The organism is Rhodococcoides fascians NBRC 12155 = LMG 3623 (genome assembly GCF_001894785.1).
GTDB lineage: Bacteria > Actinomycetota > Actinomycetes > Mycobacteriales > Mycobacteriaceae > Rhodococcoides > Rhodococcoides fascians.
Genome location: NZ_BCWW01000006.1, coordinates 96,459 through 113,787, shown reverse-complemented (window position 1 = coordinate 113,787; position 17,329 = coordinate 96,459). Strand labels below are relative to the sequence as shown.

The following is a 17,329-nucleotide window of genomic DNA, read 5'->3' as shown; positions in this document are numbered from 1 at the left end:
GAGTATTGGAGGTTGGTACGTTCTCGGGCGGTTGTGGCGATTCGACGTCGGCGGCCGAGTGCATCGGAAGGGATCATCAGTGGCAGCCAAGTTATGGGCAGTGAGCGACATTCATGTCGGACATCGAGGCAATCGACCTGTCACCGAGGACATTCATCCCGAGTCACCCGAGGATTGGCTGATCGTCGCCGGAGACGTCTCGGAGAAGACCGACGACATCAAATGGGCGCTCGAGCTGCTGCGCAGCCGCTTCGCGAAAGTGATCTGGGTTCCTGGCAATCACGAGTTGTGGACGACGGTGAAGGACCCCGTTCAGATCCACGGAGCGGCTCGGTACGAGTACCTGGTCAATCTCTGCCGCGAGATCGACGTCGTCACTCCCGAGGATCCCTACCTGCTCTGGGAAGGCGAAGGTGGACCCGCGACGATAGTGCCGATGTTCCTGCTCTACGACTACACGTTTCTCCCGCAGGGTGCGCGGGACAAGGAGCACGGGCTGGCGATCGCGCGCGAGAAGAACGTCGTCGCCACCGACGAGTTCCTGCTGTCCTCTCAGCCGTATGCGACGCGCGATGCCTGGTGCCATGCCCGCATCGACGCCACCCGCGAGCGCCTCGACGCGCTGGACACCACGGTTCCCACCGTGCTCATCAACCACTTTCCGATGGTGCGTCAGCCGACCGAGGTGTTGTTCTACCCGGAGTTCGCCCTGTGGTGCGGTTCGACGCTGACGGCGGACTGGCACATCAGGTACAACGCGATCTGCTCGGTGTACGGTCACCTGCACATCCCGCGGACCACCTACTACGACGGCGTCCGCTTCGAGGAGGTCTCGGTGGGTTACCCGCGCGAATGGCAGCGCCGTGGACTGCCGAACAACGTTCTGCGCCAAATTCTTCCGGTTCCCGAGTATCCGCCGGGCACGTTGAACAAATGGGGCGGGCACTTCACCGTGACGCCCGAGATGGAGGCAGAGGTCGAGAAGATGAGGGCAGGCCAGTGATCGAATCGCTTCTCCCCAATGGTGTTGTCTCGGCCGAATTGTTCACCGATCCACCGGGTTTGATGCCGCACCCACTCGAAGCGCCGTTGGTCGCCAAGGCGGTGGACAAGCGCAAGCGTGAGTTCACCTCGGCTCGACACTGCGCGCGTGTGGCGATGCAGAAGCTCGGTGTGGAGCCCGCGCCGATCATGCGCGGCACCTCCGGCGCACCGCAGTGGCCGAAGGGAGTGGTGGGATCGTTGACGCATTGCGACGGCTACCGCGGTGCCGTTCTGGGCTACGCCATGCAGGTTCGCTCGGTGGGAATCGATGCCGAGCCACACGGACCTCTTCCCGACGGTGTGCTCGATGCGGTCAGCCTCGAAGCCGAGCGCGAGTGGCTCTCGACCGCGGGCCGAGAAGACGTCCACTGGGATCGAGTGTTGTTCTGCGCCAAGGAGGCGACGTACAAGGCCTGGGAGCCGCTGACCGGTCGCTGGCTGGGGTTCGAGGACGCGCACATCACGTTCGAGCGCACCGGCACCGGTGACGACATCTCGGGAACGTTTCGATCCGAACTGCTGGTCCCCGGCGACACCGTGTCCGGACCTCCGCTGACGGCTTTCGACGGTCGATGGATGGTGTCCGACGGTTTGGTGATGACGGCGATCTCGGTGATGTGACGACCGGCTCGTCGCGCCTGGCACAATGCACTCTCGTGAGTGCTCGCGGAAAGATCTCGTCCGGTCTCGTCGGTGCCGGTGTGTTGGTGGTCGACAAGGGGCCGGGCGTCACCAGTCACGATGTCGTCGCGTCGTGCCGAAAGTTGTTGCAGACCAGAAAGGTCGGTCATGCGGGGACGTTGGACCCCATGGCGACCGGGGTGCTGGTTCTGGGCGTCGAGCGGGCGACCAAGATGCTCGGATTGCTGACGCTGACGACCAAGTCGTACACCGCCACCGTGCGACTGGGGCGCAGTACGACGACCGATGACGCCGAGGGTGAGGTGCTCGCCGACGTCCCGGCCACGAATGTCTCGGATTCGGATATCGCGGCCGGGGTTGCCGCACTCACCGGTGACATCGAGCAGGTTCCGGCCAGTGTCAGTGCCATCAAGGTCGACGGTCAGCGGGCACACAAGCTCTCGCGCGCCGGTGAGGAGTTCACCCTCGCCGCTCGCAAGGTCACTGTCACTCGCTTCGACGTGACGGCTCGCCGCGATGTCGTCGATTCCGATGGCCGGTTCGTCGACCTCGATGTCGAGGTGGACTGCACGTCGGGGACGTACGTGCGCGCGCTCGCACGGGATCTCGGCGCAGCACTGGGCGTCGGCGGCCACCTGACGGTTCTGCGCAGAACCAGGGTCGGGCCGTTCACGCTCGACCACGCCGTGACGCTCGAAGAATTGGCCGAGAATCCCGCTGTGGGCCTCGATATAGACGAGGCCGCGCGCACCGCATTTCCGCACCGACAGATCGATGCCGCCGAAGCGGAGTCGCTCAGCCAGGGACGCTGGCTCGATCCCGTCGGAATCGAGGGGGTCTACGCGGCTGTCGATCCCACCGGGCACACCATCGCGTTACTCCAGGAAAAGGGCAAGCGGGCGAGCTCGGTGATGGTGGTGCGGCCGGCAACACTGCGCGGGTACTGATTCCCGTTCGGATCGGCCCTGCGACCGAGGGGACTGCACCGCTCAGGTGGCCGGAACCATCCAGATCGCTTCGGCGGCGCGGTGACCGAGATCGATGGACTCCGTGCTGCCGCGTCGGGCGAGTTCGATCGCCACCGTGCCGGCGTAGTCGCGTCGTTCGACCACGGTGATCGGTAGATCGAGCTCGATGCCGACCGAATCGAAGTACCGGAGCATTGCGGGGTCCGAATCGGAGATACGAGCCACTCGTCCCGACTGACCGTCGAGGTACTCGCTCAGTCTGGTTGCGGACGGCGTGTCGATCGATCCGTTGGCCGACGGAATCGGGTCCCCGTGTGGATCTCGTTCGGGGTGGCCGAGTTTGGCGTCTATCCGATCCATCATCAGATCGGATACCGCATGTTCGAGGATTTCTGCCTCGTCGTGGACCTCGTCCCAGCCGTACCCGAGTTCGCGAACGAGGTACGTCTCGATGAGACGGTGTCGACGGACCATGCCGATGGCCGCCAGTCGGCCCTTCTCGGTGAGTGAGATGGCACCGTACCGGGCGTGGTCCACCATGCCCTGATCGGCGAGTTTGCGAATCGCCTCGGACACCGTGGATGCGGACACGCCGATTCGTTCGGAGAGCATCTTGGTGCTGACGGAGTCTTCACTCCATTCGCTGGCCGTCCAGATGACCTTGAGGTAGTCCTGCGCAACTGCGGACAGCTGGACGCCCTCGTCGGCCGGAGCTGGATCGTCTTTTCGTTGCGCCACGTCGCCGAGCTTAGGCAATCCAATGGAAAAAGACATCTCACCCGGCCGGAGCCACCGTCACCTGTCCTCGGCGGCGTAGAGCGCGCGTGACGATGCCCTGCGCCGGGCTGAACAGGTACGCCAGCACGAACACCAGGCCTTGGGCCAGCACCACGCTGCCACCCGAGGAGACGTCGAGATAGAAACTGGCGTAGATACCGACCAGGGCGCAGCCCACCGAGATGGCGGGGGCAATCACCAGCATGCGGCCGAAGCTGTGGGTGAGTAGGTATGCGGTTGCGCCGGGTGTGATCAGCATGGCGACGACCAGGATGACGCCGACGGCCTGTAGCGCCACGACGGTCGTCAGCGCGAGCAGCGTCAACATCGCGGCCGAGATCACGCTCGGATTGATGCCGACAGCGCGAGCCTGCGTGCGGTCGAAGGCGAACAGAGTGAAATCGCGACGCTTGATCACCATCACGGCCAACGCCAGCCCGCCGAGCACGAACACCTGGATCATGTCCGACTGCGACACCCCGAGCAGGTTTCCGAACAAGATGTGGTTGAGGTCGATCTGGCTCGGAAACTTGGAGATCAGGACGACGCCGAGGGCGAACAACGTGGTGAACACGACGCCGATCGCGGCGTCCTCCTTGACGATGGTGGTGTTGCGAACCACCCCGATGGCACCGACCGCGATGAGTGCGAACAGCAGGGCACCGATGGCGAACGGCGCACCCAGCAGATAGGACAGGGCGACGCCGGGGAGTACCGCGTGCGATACGGCGTCCCCCATCAGTGACCAGCCGATGAGTACGAGCCAGCAGCTCAACACTGCGCAGACGATCGAGGCGGTGACGGTCACCAACAGCGCACGCTGCATGAAGGTGTATTCGAGAGGATTGACGACGAAGTCGATCAGGTACACGGTTCAGCTCACTTCCGACGTTGGAGAGCTCGCGCCCAGTTCGTCGATCTTCGACGGGTCCATGCCGAAGGCCAGTGCCAGGTTCTCCGGGCGCAACACCTCGGCTGGACTGCCGTGCATCAGGACCCGCTGCTGCAGCAGGATCGCCTCGTCGCACAGTTCCGGAAGGGCGTGCAGATCGTGGGTGGACACCAGGACGGACGCACCCTGAGCGGCCAGTTCTCGGAGGAGTCGCGTGATCGTCGCCTCGGTCTTCTTGTCCACTCCTGCGAACGGCTCGTCGAGCAGCAGCAGCGACGCTTCCTGAGCGATGGCGCGGGCCACGAATGCCCGTTTGCGTTGTCCGCCGGAGAGTTGCCCGATCTGTCGATCGGCGAGCTCGGTGAGATCGACTCGTCTCAGGGCCGCGTCCACCGCAGCTCTGTCTGCCGCTCGAGGTGTTCGGAGAAAGTTCTGTTTGCCGTAACGACCCATCATCACCACGTCCCGGACGCTGATGGGGAAGGTCCAGTCGACCGATTCGGCTTGGGGCACGTAGCTGACCGTCCCGGCTTTGCGGGCCCGGGCGGGGTCGCCGCCGAAGACCGTGATCGAACCGGCATCGGTCTTGACGACGCCCATGATGGCCTTGAACAGCGTCGACTTACCCGATCCGTTCATTCCGACCAGGCCGCAGACGCGTCCGGGTGCGAGGGTCAGGCTCGCGCCGACCAGCGCCACGACGTCTCGGTACCGAACGTCGACGGCGTCGACGGTCAGCGCGGCACCGTCCCGGTTCGCACCCGAGATGTGCCGGGTCATCGCGTGCCCACCAACGCGTCGGCGATCAGCCGCGCGTCGTAACGCAGCAGATCGAGGTAGGTGGGCACGGGTCCGTCGGCGGCGCTGAGGGAGTCGACGTACAGCTTTCCGCCGAAGCGGGCACCCGTGTCGTCGGCGACCTGGAGCTGAGCCTTGTCCGAGACGGTCGACTCGCAGAAGACGGCAGGCACGTCGTTGTCACGTACGAAATCGATGGTGCGGACCACTTGTTTGGGTGTCCCTTCCTGTTCGGCATTGACCGGCCACAGATACGCCTCTTGCAGGTCGAAGTCGCGGGCCAGATAGCCGAACGCGCCCTCACACGTCACCAGAGCACGTTGCTGCGCCGGAAGTTGGGCCAGATCGGATTCCAGTTCGTCGCCGACCGACCGCAGCTCGGTGATGTACGCGGCGGCGTTGGCGCGGTATTCCTCGGCATGGACAGCGTCGAGCGCCACGAACGCGTCGGCGATGTTGGTGATGTAGGTCTCCGCCACGACCGGCGACATCCAGGCATGTGGATTGGCCTTGCCCGCATACGCGTCGTCGCGGATGTAGACGGGTTCCACGTGTGCGCTGACGACCGCGTGCGGTGCGGGCACCCGCTCGACGAACTTTTCGAACCACGCCTCGAGTCCCAGACCGTTGTCCAGGATCAGATCGGCGCTTTCGGCAGTGCGTAGGTCGCCGGGTGTGGGCTCGTACCCGTGAATCTCGGCTCCGGCCTTGGTGATCGACTCCACACGGAGATGGTCGCCTGCAACGTTCGCGGCCATGTCGGCCAGCACCGTGAACGTCGTCAGCACCAACGGTCTGCCGTCGTCCATCGACGTCGGCTCGTCGTCGCCGACCGCGCGAGCGCATCCGCTCGACGTCGCTACCAGCAGTCCCGCCACGGCCCAGCTCGCAACGATTCGACCCACGCGAGATCCGCGAGATCGAAGAAATAAGTTAGGCACCCCGAAATATTTACCGTGGGGACACCCTTTTGTCCATACCTGCCGCACGCGACACGCCTGTCCGAGGATGACCGAGCGGCCGCCGGGCCGTAGGCTTCGCGGTGTGCAGAGATGGCGAGGTCTCGACGATGTACCTGCCGACTGGGGCCGATGTGTGCTCACGATCGGTGTGTTCGACGGCGTTCACCGCGGACATGCGCAGTTGATCGGTAGAGCAGTGGCCGCAGCTCGGGAACGCGGCGTACCCAGTGTGCTCATGACGTTCGACCCCCACCCGATGGAAGTGGTCCGTCCGGGTAGTCACCCCGCGCAGTTGACGACGTTGACCCGGCGTGCCGAACTGGCCGAGGAACTGGGCATCGACGTGTTCTGCGTCATGCCGTTCACGCCCGAACTGATGAAACTCACCCCCGAGCGATACGTGCACGAGATCCTCATCGAACGCCTGCACGTTGCAGAAGTGGTCGTCGGCGAGAACTTCACCTACGGGAAGAAGGCGCTCGGGACGGTCCCCATGCTGCGCAAGATCGGCGAACGGTCCGGCTTCGCAGTCGACGGAGTCAACCTGTTGGCCGAGCATGCCGTCACGTTCTCGTCCACCTACATCAGGTCGTGCGTGGACGCCGGGGACGTCGCGGCAGCAGCTGCAGCGCTCGGCCGCCCGCATCGCGTCGAGGGTGTCGTCGTGCACGGCGACGGACGCGGCCGTCAAATGGGCTATCCCACAGCCAATGTCGCTCCGCCGATGTACTCGGCCATACCGGCGGACGGGGTCTACGCCGCCTGGTTCACCGTGCTCGGTCCGGGTCCGATCATGGGGACGGTCACTCCGGGGGAGCGGCACCCGGCGGCGGTGTCGGTGGGCACGAATCCCACGTTCTCGGGACGCACCAGGACCGTCGAGGCGTTCGTGCTCGACGGCGAGGGAGACCTCTACGGGCAGCACGTGGCCGTCGACTTCGTCGAGCGACTGCGCGGAATGGAGAAGTTCGATTCCATGGAAGCTCTCGTGGAGGAGATGGGCCGGGACGCCGACCGGGCCCGCTCGATCCTGGCCGCCAGCGCAGCCTGATAGGCTGACTCCTCGGTGTTCGCTGCGGTCCGCGGCGGCTGCACCGGCTTCGATACCGCCCGGATGATCATGCATCGTCCACGGCGGGGCCCGTTGCTTCCTTTCACGCGGACGTCATTGATCAGGAGTAGTACCAGTGGCATTGACCACCGAACAGAAGAAGGCCGTTCTCGGCGAGTACGGCTTGCACCCCACCGACACGGGTTCGCCCGAGGCGCAGGTTGCAATGCTCACCAAGCGCATCGTCGACTTGACCGAGCACCTCAAGATGCACAAGCACGATCACCACTCCCGCCGCGGCCTGTTGCTGCTGGTCGGACGTCGTCGTCGTCTGCTCAAGTACATCGCGAAGGTAGACGTCACTCGCTACCGTTCGCTCATCGAGCGTCTGGGTCTGCGTCGATAATTTCGATCGACGCGAGGATGTTGCCGATGCATGGTTCGACGCGCCGGTGTACACCCGACTCGCAGCAATAGTGCAGTAGCCAACGAGGCAGTGCTTAGACTGTTCCTCGTTGGCTTTCTGTGTTTGTACCGCAACATCAGGATAGTCAGCACGACCAGCGGATACACGGTATCCGCACACCGCCGTGTATGCCTGTCACGCCGTGGTGTCGGTCTTCGGTAGTGGCTTTTCGGATACGAGATCCGGAGGGCTTCGATCGATGGCCGCCTCCGCGCAGCCGCGTCCCGAGACGAACTCTCGGAGATGGACGGCACAGGTATGCCGCCACAGCCAGGAGGGCTGGTGGTGTGTCCACGCGGGCACGGCAAAGACGAGAGGACGAGAACAGAACACATGTCGGACACCACAACATTGGGCGCCGAAGAAGGCGTCTACGAAGCAACAGCGATCATCGACAACGGCTCTTTCGGTAAGCGGAGCATCCGCTTCGAGACGGGTCGCCTCGCACAGCAGGCCGCAGGCGCAGTCGCCGCGTACCTCGACGAGGACACCATGCTGCTGTCGGCAACGACGGCAGGCAAGCACCCCCGTGAGGGATTCGATTTCTTCCCGCTGACGGTCGACGTCGAAGAGCGCATGTACGCCGCGGGCCGTATCCCCGGATCGTTCTTCCGCCGCGAGGGCCGTCCGTCCACCGACGCCATCCTCACCTGCCGCCTGATCGACCGGCCGCTGCGTCCGACGTTCGTCGACGGACTGCGCAACGAGATCCAGGTCGTCATCACGGTCATGAGCCTCAACCCGGCCGATCTGTACGACGTCGTCGCGATCAACGCCGCGTCGGCATCGACCCAGATCGCCGGCCTGCCGTTCTCCGGTCCGATCGGCGGCGTTCGCGTCGCGCTGATCGACAAGCAGTGGGTTGCGTTCCCGACCAACGAGCAGCTCGAGAAGGCCGTGTTCAACATGGTCGTCGCCGGCCGCATCGTCTCCGGCTCAGGTGCCGACGCCGACGTCGCGATCATGATGGTCGAGGCCGAGGCCACCGAGAACGTCATCGAGCTCATCGAGGGCGGCGCTACCGCACCCAACGAGGCAGTTGTCGCCGAGGGCCTCGAGGCCTCGAAGCCCTTCATCGCAGCCCTGTGCACCGCACAGCAGGAGCTCGCGTCCAAGGCCGCCAAGCCGACCGGCGACTACCCGGTCTTCCCGGCGTACCAGAGCGACGTCTTCGAAGCCGTCGAGAACGCCGCGAAGATCCCGCTCAACGAGGCACTGACCATTGCCGGCAAGGCCGAGCGCGAGAACAAGCTCGACGAGGTCGAGGCTCAGGTCCTCACCTCGGTCGGAGACAGCTTCGCCGGCCGCGAGAAGGAGATCGGTGCCGCGTTCCGCGCACTGACCAAGAAGTCGGTTCGCCAGCGCATCCTCACCGATCACTTCCGCATCGACGGCCGCGGCATCACCGACATCCGGTCGTTGTCCGCCGAGGTCGCGATCATCCCGCGTACCCACGGATCGGCTCTGTTCGAGCGCGGCGAGACCCAGATCCTGGGCGTCACCACCCTCGACATGGTCAAGATGGCGCAGCAGGTCGACTCGCTCGGGCCCGAGACGTCCAAGCGCTACATGCACCATTACAACTTCCCGCCGTACTCCACCGGTGAGACCGGCCGCGTCGGTTCGCCGAAGCGTCGCGAGATCGGTCACGGCGCACTCGCCGAGCGCGCTCTGCTGCCGGTTCTGCCCAGCCAGGCAGAGTTCCCGTACGCCATCCGCCAGGTCTCCGAGGCATTGAGCTCCAACGGCTCGACCTCGATGGGCTCGGTCTGCGCATCGACTCTGTCGCTGCTCAATGCCGGTGTGCCGCTGCGTGCCCCGGTTGCCGGTATCGCGATGGGCCTCGTGTCCGACGAGGTCGACGGCGAGACTCGCTACGTCGCCCTCACGGACATCCTCGGTGCCGAGGACGCGTTCGGCGACATGGACTTCAAGGTCGCCGGAACCAAGGACTTCGTCACCGCCCTGCAGCTCGACACCAAGCTCGACGGCATTCCCTCCAAGGTGCTCGCCGGCGCGCTGTCACAGGCGAAGGATGCTCGCACGACGATCCTCGAGGTCATGGCCGAGGCCATCGACACCCCGGACGAGATGAGCCCGTACGCACCTCGCGTCACCGCGATCAAGGTGCCGGTCGACAAGATCGGCGAGGTCATCGGGCCCAAGGGCAAGATGATCAACTCCATCACCGAGCAGACCGGTGCCAACATCTCGATCGAAGATGACGGCACTGTCTACGTCGGTGCAGCGGACGGCCCGTCCGCACAGGCCGCGATCGACATGATCAACGCCATCGCCAACCCGCAGCTGCCGAAGGTCGGCGAGCGATTCCTCGGAACCGTCGTCAAGACAACGGCTTTCGGTGCATTCGTCTCGCTGCTCCCGGGCCGCGACGGACTGGTGCACATCTCGAAGCTCGGTAACGGCAAGCGCATCAACAAGGTCGAGGACGTCGTGAGCGTCGGGTCGAAGTTGCGCGTCGAGATCGCCGATATCGACAACCGCGGCAAGATCAGCCTCGTTCCCGTCGAAGACGACAATGCAGCTGCTCCCGCCGACGCTCCCGAGGCACCCGCCGAGGTCAGCGCTGAGTAAGAAGCAAGCGAGCCGAACGGTACGTCCCCTCGGGACGTACCGTTCGGCCGTTCCAGAGACCAGCGGCACCGACACGGGCGTTCGACGCACGACTCTGCCCGGCGGCCTTCGGGTCGTCACCGAGTTCGTTCCCGGCGTTCGCTCGGCATCGGTCGGTGTGTGGGTCGGCGTCGGCTCGCGCGACGAGCAACCCAGCGTCGCCGGTGCCGCGCACTTCCTCGAACATCTGCTGTTCAAGTCGACGCCGACGCGTAGTGCGCTCGAGATCGCCCAGGTGATGGACGGTGTCGGGGGAGAGCTGAACGCATTCACTTCCAAGGAGAGCACGTGCTTCTACGCGCACGTGCTCGACGAGGACGTCGCGCTCGCGATCGATCTCGTCAGCGATGTGGTGCTTCGTGGTCGGTGTAGATCGGCAGATGTGGACGTCGAGCGTCAGGTGGTCCTCGAAGAGATCTCCATGCGCGACGACGATCCCGAGGATCTCCTGGGAGATGCTTTCCTGGAAGCGATGTTCGGTGATCACCCGATCGGGCGTCCGATCATCGGATCTGTCGAATCCATCGAATCGATGACCCGTTCCCAACTGCATTCGTTCCATGTTCGCCGCTATACGCCGCAACGGATGGTCGTCGCCGTCGCAGGCAACGTCGATCACAAGCAGATTGTGTCCTTGGTACGTCGCGCCTTCGCGGGTCATCTGGAAAAGGGCCTGAGGCCGGCCGAAAAGCGTAGCGGCACAGCGCGATTGCGCCAGAATCCGACGCTGAGCCTGACCACCCGGGACAGCGAACAGGCGCATCTGTGCCTGGGCGTACGGGCGTTCGGACGTCACGAAGGACACCGCTGGGCATTGTCGGTACTGAATTCTGCTGTCGGCGGTGGGCTCAGTTCTCGCCTGTTCCAGGAGATCAGGGAAGAGCGCGGACTGGCTTACTCGGTGTACTCCTCGGTGGATACGTTTGCCGACAGCGGGGCGTTCTCGGTGTACGCGGGATGCCAGCCGGAGAACCTGGGCGAGGTCACCACGGTGATTCGCGAGGTGCTCGCCAAGGTTGCGGCCGAGGGCATCACCGATGCCGAGTGCGCTCGCGCCAAGGGGTCGTTGCGCGGTGGATTGGTGCTGGGACTGGAAGATTCGGGTTCTCGGATGAACCGTATCGGTCGCAGCGAACTGAACTACGGCAATCACCGAGACATCACCGACACCCTGGCGCGTATCGACAGTGTCGGCAACGACGAGGTGCGTGAGGTCGCGGCGGTGTTGCTCGATCGGCCCTTCGGTGCCGCCGTGGTGGGGCCGTACAAGTCGGTCCGGCAATTGCCCGCGTCGGTCAAGTCTCTGATTCGCTGACGTTCCTGATCGCGTCGCGCACTGCGCGGCGGATCAGGGATGTCACCGCCGAGGTGTCGGTGATCGGCTCGAACGCTCGGGTGGCGTGGAGCGCCGCAATTCCGTGCACGGAGGTCCACAGTCTCAGCGCTGTGAACTGTGGATTCTCCGGCACGACGGCATCGAGTGTCGAGGTGAGAGCCTCGAACAGGGGTCGCGACTGTCCGCGCAGATTCTCGCCGGAGCCCTCGAGCAGGTCGTGTCGAAAGATGAGCGCGAACATCGCGGGGCGCCGCGCCGCGAACTGCACGTACGCGTGCGCCATCGCATCCAGTGCATCTCGGGGCGAATCCGACTGCTGTGCAGCAGAATTCAGTGCGGTCGAGAGATCGACCAGACCGACTCGGGCCACGGCCGCGGCCAAAGCGCTCAGTGTCGGAAAATACCGTCTCGGTGCGCCGTGCGATACGCCGGCTTCACGCGTGACCGCTCTGATGGTGAGCCCGCCCTGTCCCTCGTTTTCGAGCAGGCGGACGCCTGCGTCCACCAGTCGAGTCCGAAGGTTGTCAGCCACGTAGACATTGTCTACTCTCAGCCGTGACGATGTCCAGCCGAGAGGATCGATCAATGTGGTATCTGCTTTTCAAATATGTGCTGATCGGCCCGATTCTCCGAGTTCTCGGCCGTCCGTCGGTGGTCGGCGCAGGCAATATCCCGAAGACGGGACCGGTGATCATCGCCGGCAACCACCTCACCGTCGTCGACTCGTTCTTTCTCGTCCTCCTGGTTCGTCGCCGAGTCACGTTCATCGCCAAGAGAGAGTACTTCACCGGCCGGGGAATCAAGGGCGCGGCGCTTCGTTGGTTCTACAGCGCGACAGGTCAGGTTCCCGTCGACCGACGCGGGGCAGATGCTTCGGCTCCGGCGCTCGACGCCGCGAAAAGTATTCTGCGACAACGGAAAGTGTGGGCGGTGTACCCGGAAGGGACGCGATCTCCCGACGGCCGGTTGTACAAGGGGAAGACCGGGTTGGCGAGAGTAGCGATCGAGACGGGAGCGCCCGTCGTGCCGGTGGTGATGCACGGGACGCTCGGAATCAACCCGGTGGGCTCGAGGATGTGGCGCCCGGGCAAGGTGCGCATGGTCGTCGGCGAACCATTGGACTTCACGAGATACGCTGGGGGACAGAACAGTAAAGCCATTCTGCGGGCGATCACCGATGAGGTGATGACAGCGCTGGCGAACCTGTCGGGGCAGGAGTACGTCGACGTGTACGCCGCGACAGTCAAGGACGCGGCATGACCTCGGACGTGCAGGCGCGTGGAAGAACAGTCCTCGTCACCGGCGTCGGTCGGAGGGAAGGAATCGGCTTCGCCATCGCCCGCCGTCTGCTTCGCGACGATGCCACCCGCGTCTTCGCACAGTCGTGTGACGGCTACGACGTCACCGAGCCGTGGGGAGCCGGCGCAGCGGGAGCGAAGAAGGTCCTGGCCGAACTGTCGACCGCCACCGATAGGCTCGGCCACCTCGACGTCGATTTCATCGATCCGGCAGCTCCTGCAGCACTGTTCGACGCGGCGGAATCCAGGTTCGGTGCTATCGACTCGCTTGTGATCAATCATGCGCGATCACAGCTGGGTGGTCTGGGTTCTCTGACGGCAACGAAACTCGACCTGACGTGGGCGGTGAACGTGCGGGCGTCGTTGTTGCTGGTGCAGGAATTTGCCCAACGGTATGTGCATCACCCGGACGGCGGACGCGTCGTGCTGTTCACGTCCGGTCAGGACGAGGGGCCGATGCCGACCGAGATTCCCTACGCGGTGAGCAAGGGTGCCATCGCGTCGATCACCCCTACCCTGGCCGACTCGGTGATCGAGCGAGGCATCACCGTCAACACGATAAATCCGGGTCCTACCGACACCGGCTGGGCCGGCGCGGATCTGGACGAGTTCGTCTCGCGCCACATGCCGCGCGGGCGGTGGAACTCACCAGAAGAGGCCGCAGCGGTCGTGGCGATGTTGCTCTCGCCCGATTCGGGCTCGATCACCGGTCAGGTAATCGGCGCCGAAGGTGGATTCCGACGCTTCACGCCGTGATCACGGCGCGGCGCCTCGGTCAGAGCTTCTTTCTGTTCCGCAACAACTTCCAGGGCACCAAGGCAGATTCGAGCTGGACCGACAGGCTCATCTTGGATTCGCCCTCGCTGCGCTCCTCGAACGTGATGGGGACTTCGGCGAGCGTGAGCCCGTGTTTGACGGTGCGGTAGTTCATCTCGACCTGGAATGCGTACCCGTTGCTCTCGACCGAGGCCACATCGATGGTGCGCAGCGTGTGCGCGTGCCACGCCTTGAATCCCGCTGTCGCATCCTTGACGCCCAGTCGCAGGATCGTGTTGACGTAGAAATTCGCCCATGCAGACAGGGCCTTGCGGTGCCACGGCCAATCGGCGGCGACCGCTCCGCCGGGAACATAGCGAGACCCGAGAACGACAGCAGCATCGCTGGTGTTCAGCTTGTCGATCATCGCCGGGATCACCTCGGTGGGATGCGACAGATCGGCGTCCATCTGAATGACGATGTCGGCACCTTCGTCGAGGGCGCGGGTCATACCTGCGACGTACGCGCGGCCCAGTCCGTTCTTCTCGGTGCGGTGCAGAACGGAGACCTCGAGGGGGCCGTCGATGGCGAGTTTGTCGGCGATGTCACCGGTTCCGTCGGGGGAATTGTCGTCGACCACGAGAACACCGAGCCCCTCGACCTTCAGCCCGGCCAGCAGTTCGACCAGCTTGGGGAGGTTCTCGCGTTCGTTGTACGTCGGTACAACGACGGTGGTCTTCGGGGCGACTCGTTCCGTACTCACCACCGTATGATCCGTGATTCCGTGTTCCGATCAAAATTTCGGACACGATCGGCCGCGTCGGTGCGGGTTTTGGAGGCCCGATGGGGCTATCGGCCTCGGTGCTCGACGAAGGTATCGCCGCGCAGTATCGGCACGCAGGAACTCGAACCGACTTCGGCGGCGATGTCGACGTCCTCGGGGTGGCCCATCGCTATGAGCTCCCGCCCCGAGCCGCATCGCCGCAGCTGGGTAGCTATATCCGCCGCGGCCGCGTGCCACGCGGTCGCAGCGACCACCGCCTCGGGGGATGGATCGAACAGGCCGGACTCCACGAGCGGTGCCAGCACGGCTCCGGCACCCCACAAGTCCTCCACTGCGGGCCGCAACGACGAATCGGGCCATCTCTCGCCGGCGGCTATGACGGCAATCACGCTGTGGGGGTGCTCGTCGACGACCCACTGCGCGATCGCGGCGGCGTTGCGGAGCGATGCGCCCACGCACGCGTCGACCCGGGCGGCGAGTGCGTGGGCGATCGTGGAACCGTTCGGCGACGGCAACACGAGTCGACTCGGTGGCGGTGCGGCGGCGCGCACGGTGGCAGGACACAAGCTGACGTCTCCCGGCGTGGCAACCGAACGGCCGACTGCGAGAACGGCGTCGTGTTGCTCGGCCAGGTGGGTGGCACGGTCGTCGCGCCATCGGCTGGGTACGACGTCGATTCCGGCGTCCACCGCCACCGTCAGAGTGGTCGTGAACGACAGGACGTCCACGACGACGGCGATGTCGGCACCGGCGACCACAGCGTCGATCGCGGACAGGCCCCACTCGAAGCGCAATGCGCAGTCGTTCTGAGTGTGGGCGGAGTCGACCGGCATTGCGGAACCGTAACCAACATTGTGTCCGGTGCTACGTTCGGCGCGGACAGCGGAACCAGGGGAGGCGCGGATGCAGCTGGAGATCGACACGAAAGTGATCGTGTTCGCGTCGGGTGTGTTGCTGATGTGGGCGTTGGCGCTCGGAGTGCTCAAGTACCACCAGATGTCCACGTCGAGCGACGGAACCGCGCACCGATACGTCGACATCGCGCATCGGGCAGCGTTGATGTACTCCTTCGCTGCGCTCGTTCTTGCGGCTCTCGCGCACTACAGCGCCTGGCCGACGGTGGTCGACCTGACCGCAGCGGTGGTGGTGCTGGTGTTCTTCGTCGCCGCGATCGCCGGCTACACCGTGCACGGGATCCGGCGAGACACCGAGAATCAGTTCGTCCATCCCGTTCCGGGGACGCACCTGTTCATGCTCGCTCTGATCGTCGGCGAGATCGGCGGGACCGCGGTACTGCTGGCCGGATTTTTCGCCGAACAATTCTTGGGACGGTCCTAGTGTCGCTCGGTCCCGAGGACCGTTGTGACGCAAGCATTTCCGATTTGTCCGGATAACCGACAATTGCGAAAACAAACACCACCTTTCCTCCGGCGCGGAAACAGTGGATGGCTTAGCGTCGGGAAATGGGAATGTTTCGCACGAAGTCCGTCGACGAGATCGAGAGCGACGTCGACGACGAGGGGTCCGGCAGTCTGCGCAAGCAGCTCGGGTTACGCGACTTGGTCGGTTTCGGGGTCGGCATCGTCATCGGAACCGGCATATTCACGCTCACCGGTGTACAGGCCAAAGAAAATGCCGGCCCGGCGGTCGTGATCTCCTTCGTCATCGCCGGTGTCGTGAGTTTGCTTGCCGCACTGTGTTATGCGGAACTTGCATCGGCCGTGCCGACGGCGGGCAGTGCGTACACGTACGCGTACGCCACCCTGGGGGAGCTGTTCGCGTGGATCATCGGATGGGATTTGATCCTCGAATTCGCTTTGGGGGCTGCCGTTGTCGCTCGAAGCTGGTCCGGCTACCTCGCGGATCTCTTTTCTCTGCCACCCAGCTTGTTCACGGAGGAAGCGCCGGTGAACGTGGGGGCTGTTGCCATCGTCGCGGTGCTGGGCGTCATTGCCGCTGTGGGAGTCAAGGAGTCGGCGCGAGTGACCAACGTGCTGGTCCTGATCAAGGTCGCCATCTCGGTGTTCATCGTGATCGCCGGCCTGTTCTTCGTCCAGAAGTCGAACCTGGTTCCCTTCGTGCCCGAGTCCGTGCCCGCCGAGGCCGGTGGCTCGACGCTCGATCAGCCCCTGATGCAGGCCGTGGCCGGAATCGCACCCTCGGCGTTCGGATTTGCCGGCGTCGTCACCGCTGCAGCGGTCGTGTTCTTCGCCTACACAGGATTCGAGGCCGTTGCCAATCTCAGTGAAGAAGCCGAGCGGCCCGCCCATGATCTGCCTCGTGCACTGATCGGCACGCTCGTGGCATGCACGTTGCTGTACATGATGGTCGCGTTCGTCGTCACCGGCATGGTGAAATACACCGACCTCGACGACAGCGCACCCATTGCCAAGGCGTTCGATTCTGTGGGTGCAGGCTGGGCGGGTGTTCTGGTCTCGATAGCGGCCGTCGCGGGTCTGACGTCGGTCATTCTGGTCGAGTTGGTGACCATCAGCCGAATCGGCTTCGCGATGGGCAGGGACGGTTTGCTACCCAAGTCGGTTGCGAAGGTGTCTCCCCGTTTCGGGACTCCGACCCGGTTGACCGTCGGCGTCGTGGTGTTCGTGGCGCTGCTGGGGGCCCTGGTACCGCTGAAGGAACTGGCCGAGATGGTCAGCATCGGAGCCCTGTTCGCGTTTCTGCTGGTCTCGGCGGCAGTGCCGATCCTGCGTCGGACCAAGCCGGATCTCGAGCGGCCCTTTCGGGTTCCGCTCTCTCCCGTCGTGCCGATTCTGTCCGGGCTCTCGTGCGTCTACCTGATGGCCAACCTGGTGGTGGAGACGTGGATTCGGTTCCTGGTCTGGTTGGCCCTCGGTCTGTTGATCTACTTCGCCTACGGGCGCCGCAACGCGAGGTTGGCGACCGAGGTGGCCGACCGATAG

At 64.5% G+C, this 17,329-nt stretch carries 18 protein-coding genes; 11 read left to right on the top strand and 7 right to left on the bottom strand.

Translation table 11 applies throughout. The features are described 5' to 3' along the window. Window positions 1-79 precede the first annotated feature (79 nt). Genes RFA01S_RS13810 through truB form a run of 3 tightly spaced genes read left to right on the top strand, consistent with a single transcriptional unit; the run spans window position 80 to window position 2,633 of the window. Complete coding sequence (locus tag RFA01S_RS13810; protein ID WP_032366440.1) at window positions 80-1,003, top strand: metallophosphoesterase family protein; 924 nt, start codon at window positions 80-82, stop codon at window positions 1,001-1,003. Beyond that, window positions 1,000-1,665, top strand: a complete 666-nt coding sequence (gene npt, locus RFA01S_RS13805; RefSeq protein ID WP_032366441.1) for a 4'-phosphopantetheinyl transferase Npt — start codon at window positions 1,000-1,002, stop codon at window positions 1,663-1,665. The genes RFA01S_RS13810 and npt overlap by 4 nt, the downstream gene beginning before the upstream one ends. Window positions 1,666-1,700: 35 nt before the next feature. Continuing rightward, window positions 1,701-2,633, top strand: coding sequence for a tRNA pseudouridine(55) synthase TruB (gene truB / locus RFA01S_RS13800; protein ID WP_027496758.1), 933 nt, complete (start codon window positions 1,701-1,703; stop codon window positions 2,631-2,633). A gap of 42 nt (window positions 2,634-2,675) precedes the next feature. On the opposite strand, the gene RFA01S_RS13795 is transcribed toward truB, so the two are convergent. From RFA01S_RS13795 to RFA01S_RS13780, 4 genes are read right to left on the bottom strand one after another with little or no spacing between them, the layout of a single operon-like run. Continuing rightward, window positions 2,676-3,428: a metal-dependent transcriptional regulator gene (locus tag RFA01S_RS13795; RefSeq protein WP_370878688.1), complete on the bottom strand. Its 753-nt coding sequence runs from the start codon at window positions 3,426-3,428 to the stop codon at window positions 2,676-2,678. Between the two features lies 1 nt (window position 3,429). Further along, window positions 3,430-4,257, bottom strand: coding sequence for a metal ABC transporter permease (locus tag RFA01S_RS13790; RefSeq protein WP_052053360.1), 828 nt, complete (start codon window positions 4,255-4,257; stop codon window positions 3,430-3,432). A gap of 48 nt (window positions 4,258-4,305) precedes the next feature. Next, complete coding sequence (locus RFA01S_RS13785) at window positions 4,306-5,103, bottom strand: metal ABC transporter ATP-binding protein (protein ID WP_052053322.1); 798 nt, start codon at window positions 5,101-5,103, stop codon at window positions 4,306-4,308. Further along, entirely contained in the window at window positions 5,100-6,062 is a 963-nt protein-coding gene (locus RFA01S_RS13780) for a metal ABC transporter substrate-binding protein (RefSeq protein ID WP_027496762.1), read from the bottom strand. Before RFA01S_RS13780 ends, RFA01S_RS13785 begins: the two co-directional genes overlap by 4 nt. A gap of 103 nt (window positions 6,063-6,165) precedes the next feature. Between RFA01S_RS13780 and RFA01S_RS13775 the strand changes: the two genes are divergently transcribed. From RFA01S_RS13775 to RFA01S_RS13760, 4 genes are all read left to right on the top strand, one after another. Then, the gene (locus RFA01S_RS13775) at window positions 6,166-7,134 is read left to right on the top strand and encodes a bifunctional riboflavin kinase/FAD synthetase (protein WP_027496763.1); all 969 of its coding nucleotides are present in this window, start codon (window positions 6,166-6,168) and stop codon (window positions 7,132-7,134) included. A gap of 136 nt (window positions 7,135-7,270) precedes the next feature. After that, a complete protein-coding gene (gene rpsO / locus RFA01S_RS13770; protein WP_027496764.1) occupies window positions 7,271-7,540 on the top strand; it encodes a 30S ribosomal protein S15 in 270 nt (89 codons plus the stop codon). Window positions 7,541-7,933: 393 nt separating this feature from the next. Next, a complete protein-coding gene (locus RFA01S_RS13765; RefSeq protein WP_032407067.1) occupies window positions 7,934-10,195 on the top strand; it encodes a polyribonucleotide nucleotidyltransferase in 2,262 nt (753 codons plus the stop codon). Further along, window positions 10,140-11,549 (top strand): M16 family metallopeptidase, encoded by a 1,410-nt coding sequence (locus RFA01S_RS13760; RefSeq protein ID WP_196250467.1) that lies wholly within the window; start codon window positions 10,140-10,142, stop codon window positions 11,547-11,549. The genes RFA01S_RS13765 and RFA01S_RS13760 overlap by 56 nt, the downstream gene beginning before the upstream one ends. On the opposite strand, the gene RFA01S_RS13755 is transcribed toward RFA01S_RS13760, so the two are convergent. Further along, a complete protein-coding gene (locus tag RFA01S_RS13755) occupies window positions 11,530-12,102 on the bottom strand; it encodes a TetR/AcrR family transcriptional regulator (protein WP_052060646.1) in 573 nt (190 codons plus the stop codon). The genes RFA01S_RS13760 and RFA01S_RS13755 overlap by 20 nt on opposite strands. A 53-nt stretch (window positions 12,103-12,155) precedes the next feature. Between RFA01S_RS13755 and RFA01S_RS13750 the strand changes: the two genes are divergently transcribed. Together RFA01S_RS13750 and RFA01S_RS13745 are read left to right on the top strand one after the other, a co-directional pair. Further along, entirely contained in the window at window positions 12,156-12,830 is a 675-nt protein-coding gene (locus tag RFA01S_RS13750) for a lysophospholipid acyltransferase family protein (protein WP_032407068.1), read from the top strand. Continuing rightward, complete coding sequence (locus RFA01S_RS13745) at window positions 12,827-13,624, top strand: SDR family oxidoreductase (RefSeq protein WP_032407069.1); 798 nt, start codon at window positions 12,827-12,829, stop codon at window positions 13,622-13,624. The genes RFA01S_RS13750 and RFA01S_RS13745 overlap by 4 nt, the downstream gene beginning before the upstream one ends. Window positions 13,625-13,643: 19 nt before the next feature. Here RFA01S_RS13745 and RFA01S_RS13740 read toward each other — a convergent pair whose 3' ends face one another. Next, on the bottom strand, window positions 13,644-14,387 hold the full coding sequence (locus RFA01S_RS13740) for a polyprenol monophosphomannose synthase (protein WP_032407117.1): 744 nt from the start codon (window positions 14,385-14,387) through the stop codon (window positions 13,644-13,646). An 86-nt stretch (window positions 14,388-14,473) separates the two neighbouring features. Further along, a complete protein-coding gene (locus RFA01S_RS13735; protein ID WP_032407070.1) occupies window positions 14,474-15,241 on the bottom strand; it encodes a 2-phosphosulfolactate phosphatase in 768 nt (255 codons plus the stop codon). Window positions 15,242-15,311: 70 nt separating this feature from the next. Here RFA01S_RS13735 and RFA01S_RS13730 point away from each other — a divergent pair, with 70 nt between their 5' ends. Next, window positions 15,312-15,746: a hypothetical protein gene (locus RFA01S_RS13730; protein ID WP_032366446.1), complete on the top strand. Its 435-nt coding sequence runs from the start codon at window positions 15,312-15,314 to the stop codon at window positions 15,744-15,746. A 125-nt stretch (window positions 15,747-15,871) separates the two neighbouring features. Continuing rightward, window positions 15,872-17,329, top strand: a complete 1,458-nt coding sequence (locus RFA01S_RS13725) for an APC family permease (protein WP_032407071.1) — start codon at window positions 15,872-15,874, stop codon at window positions 17,327-17,329.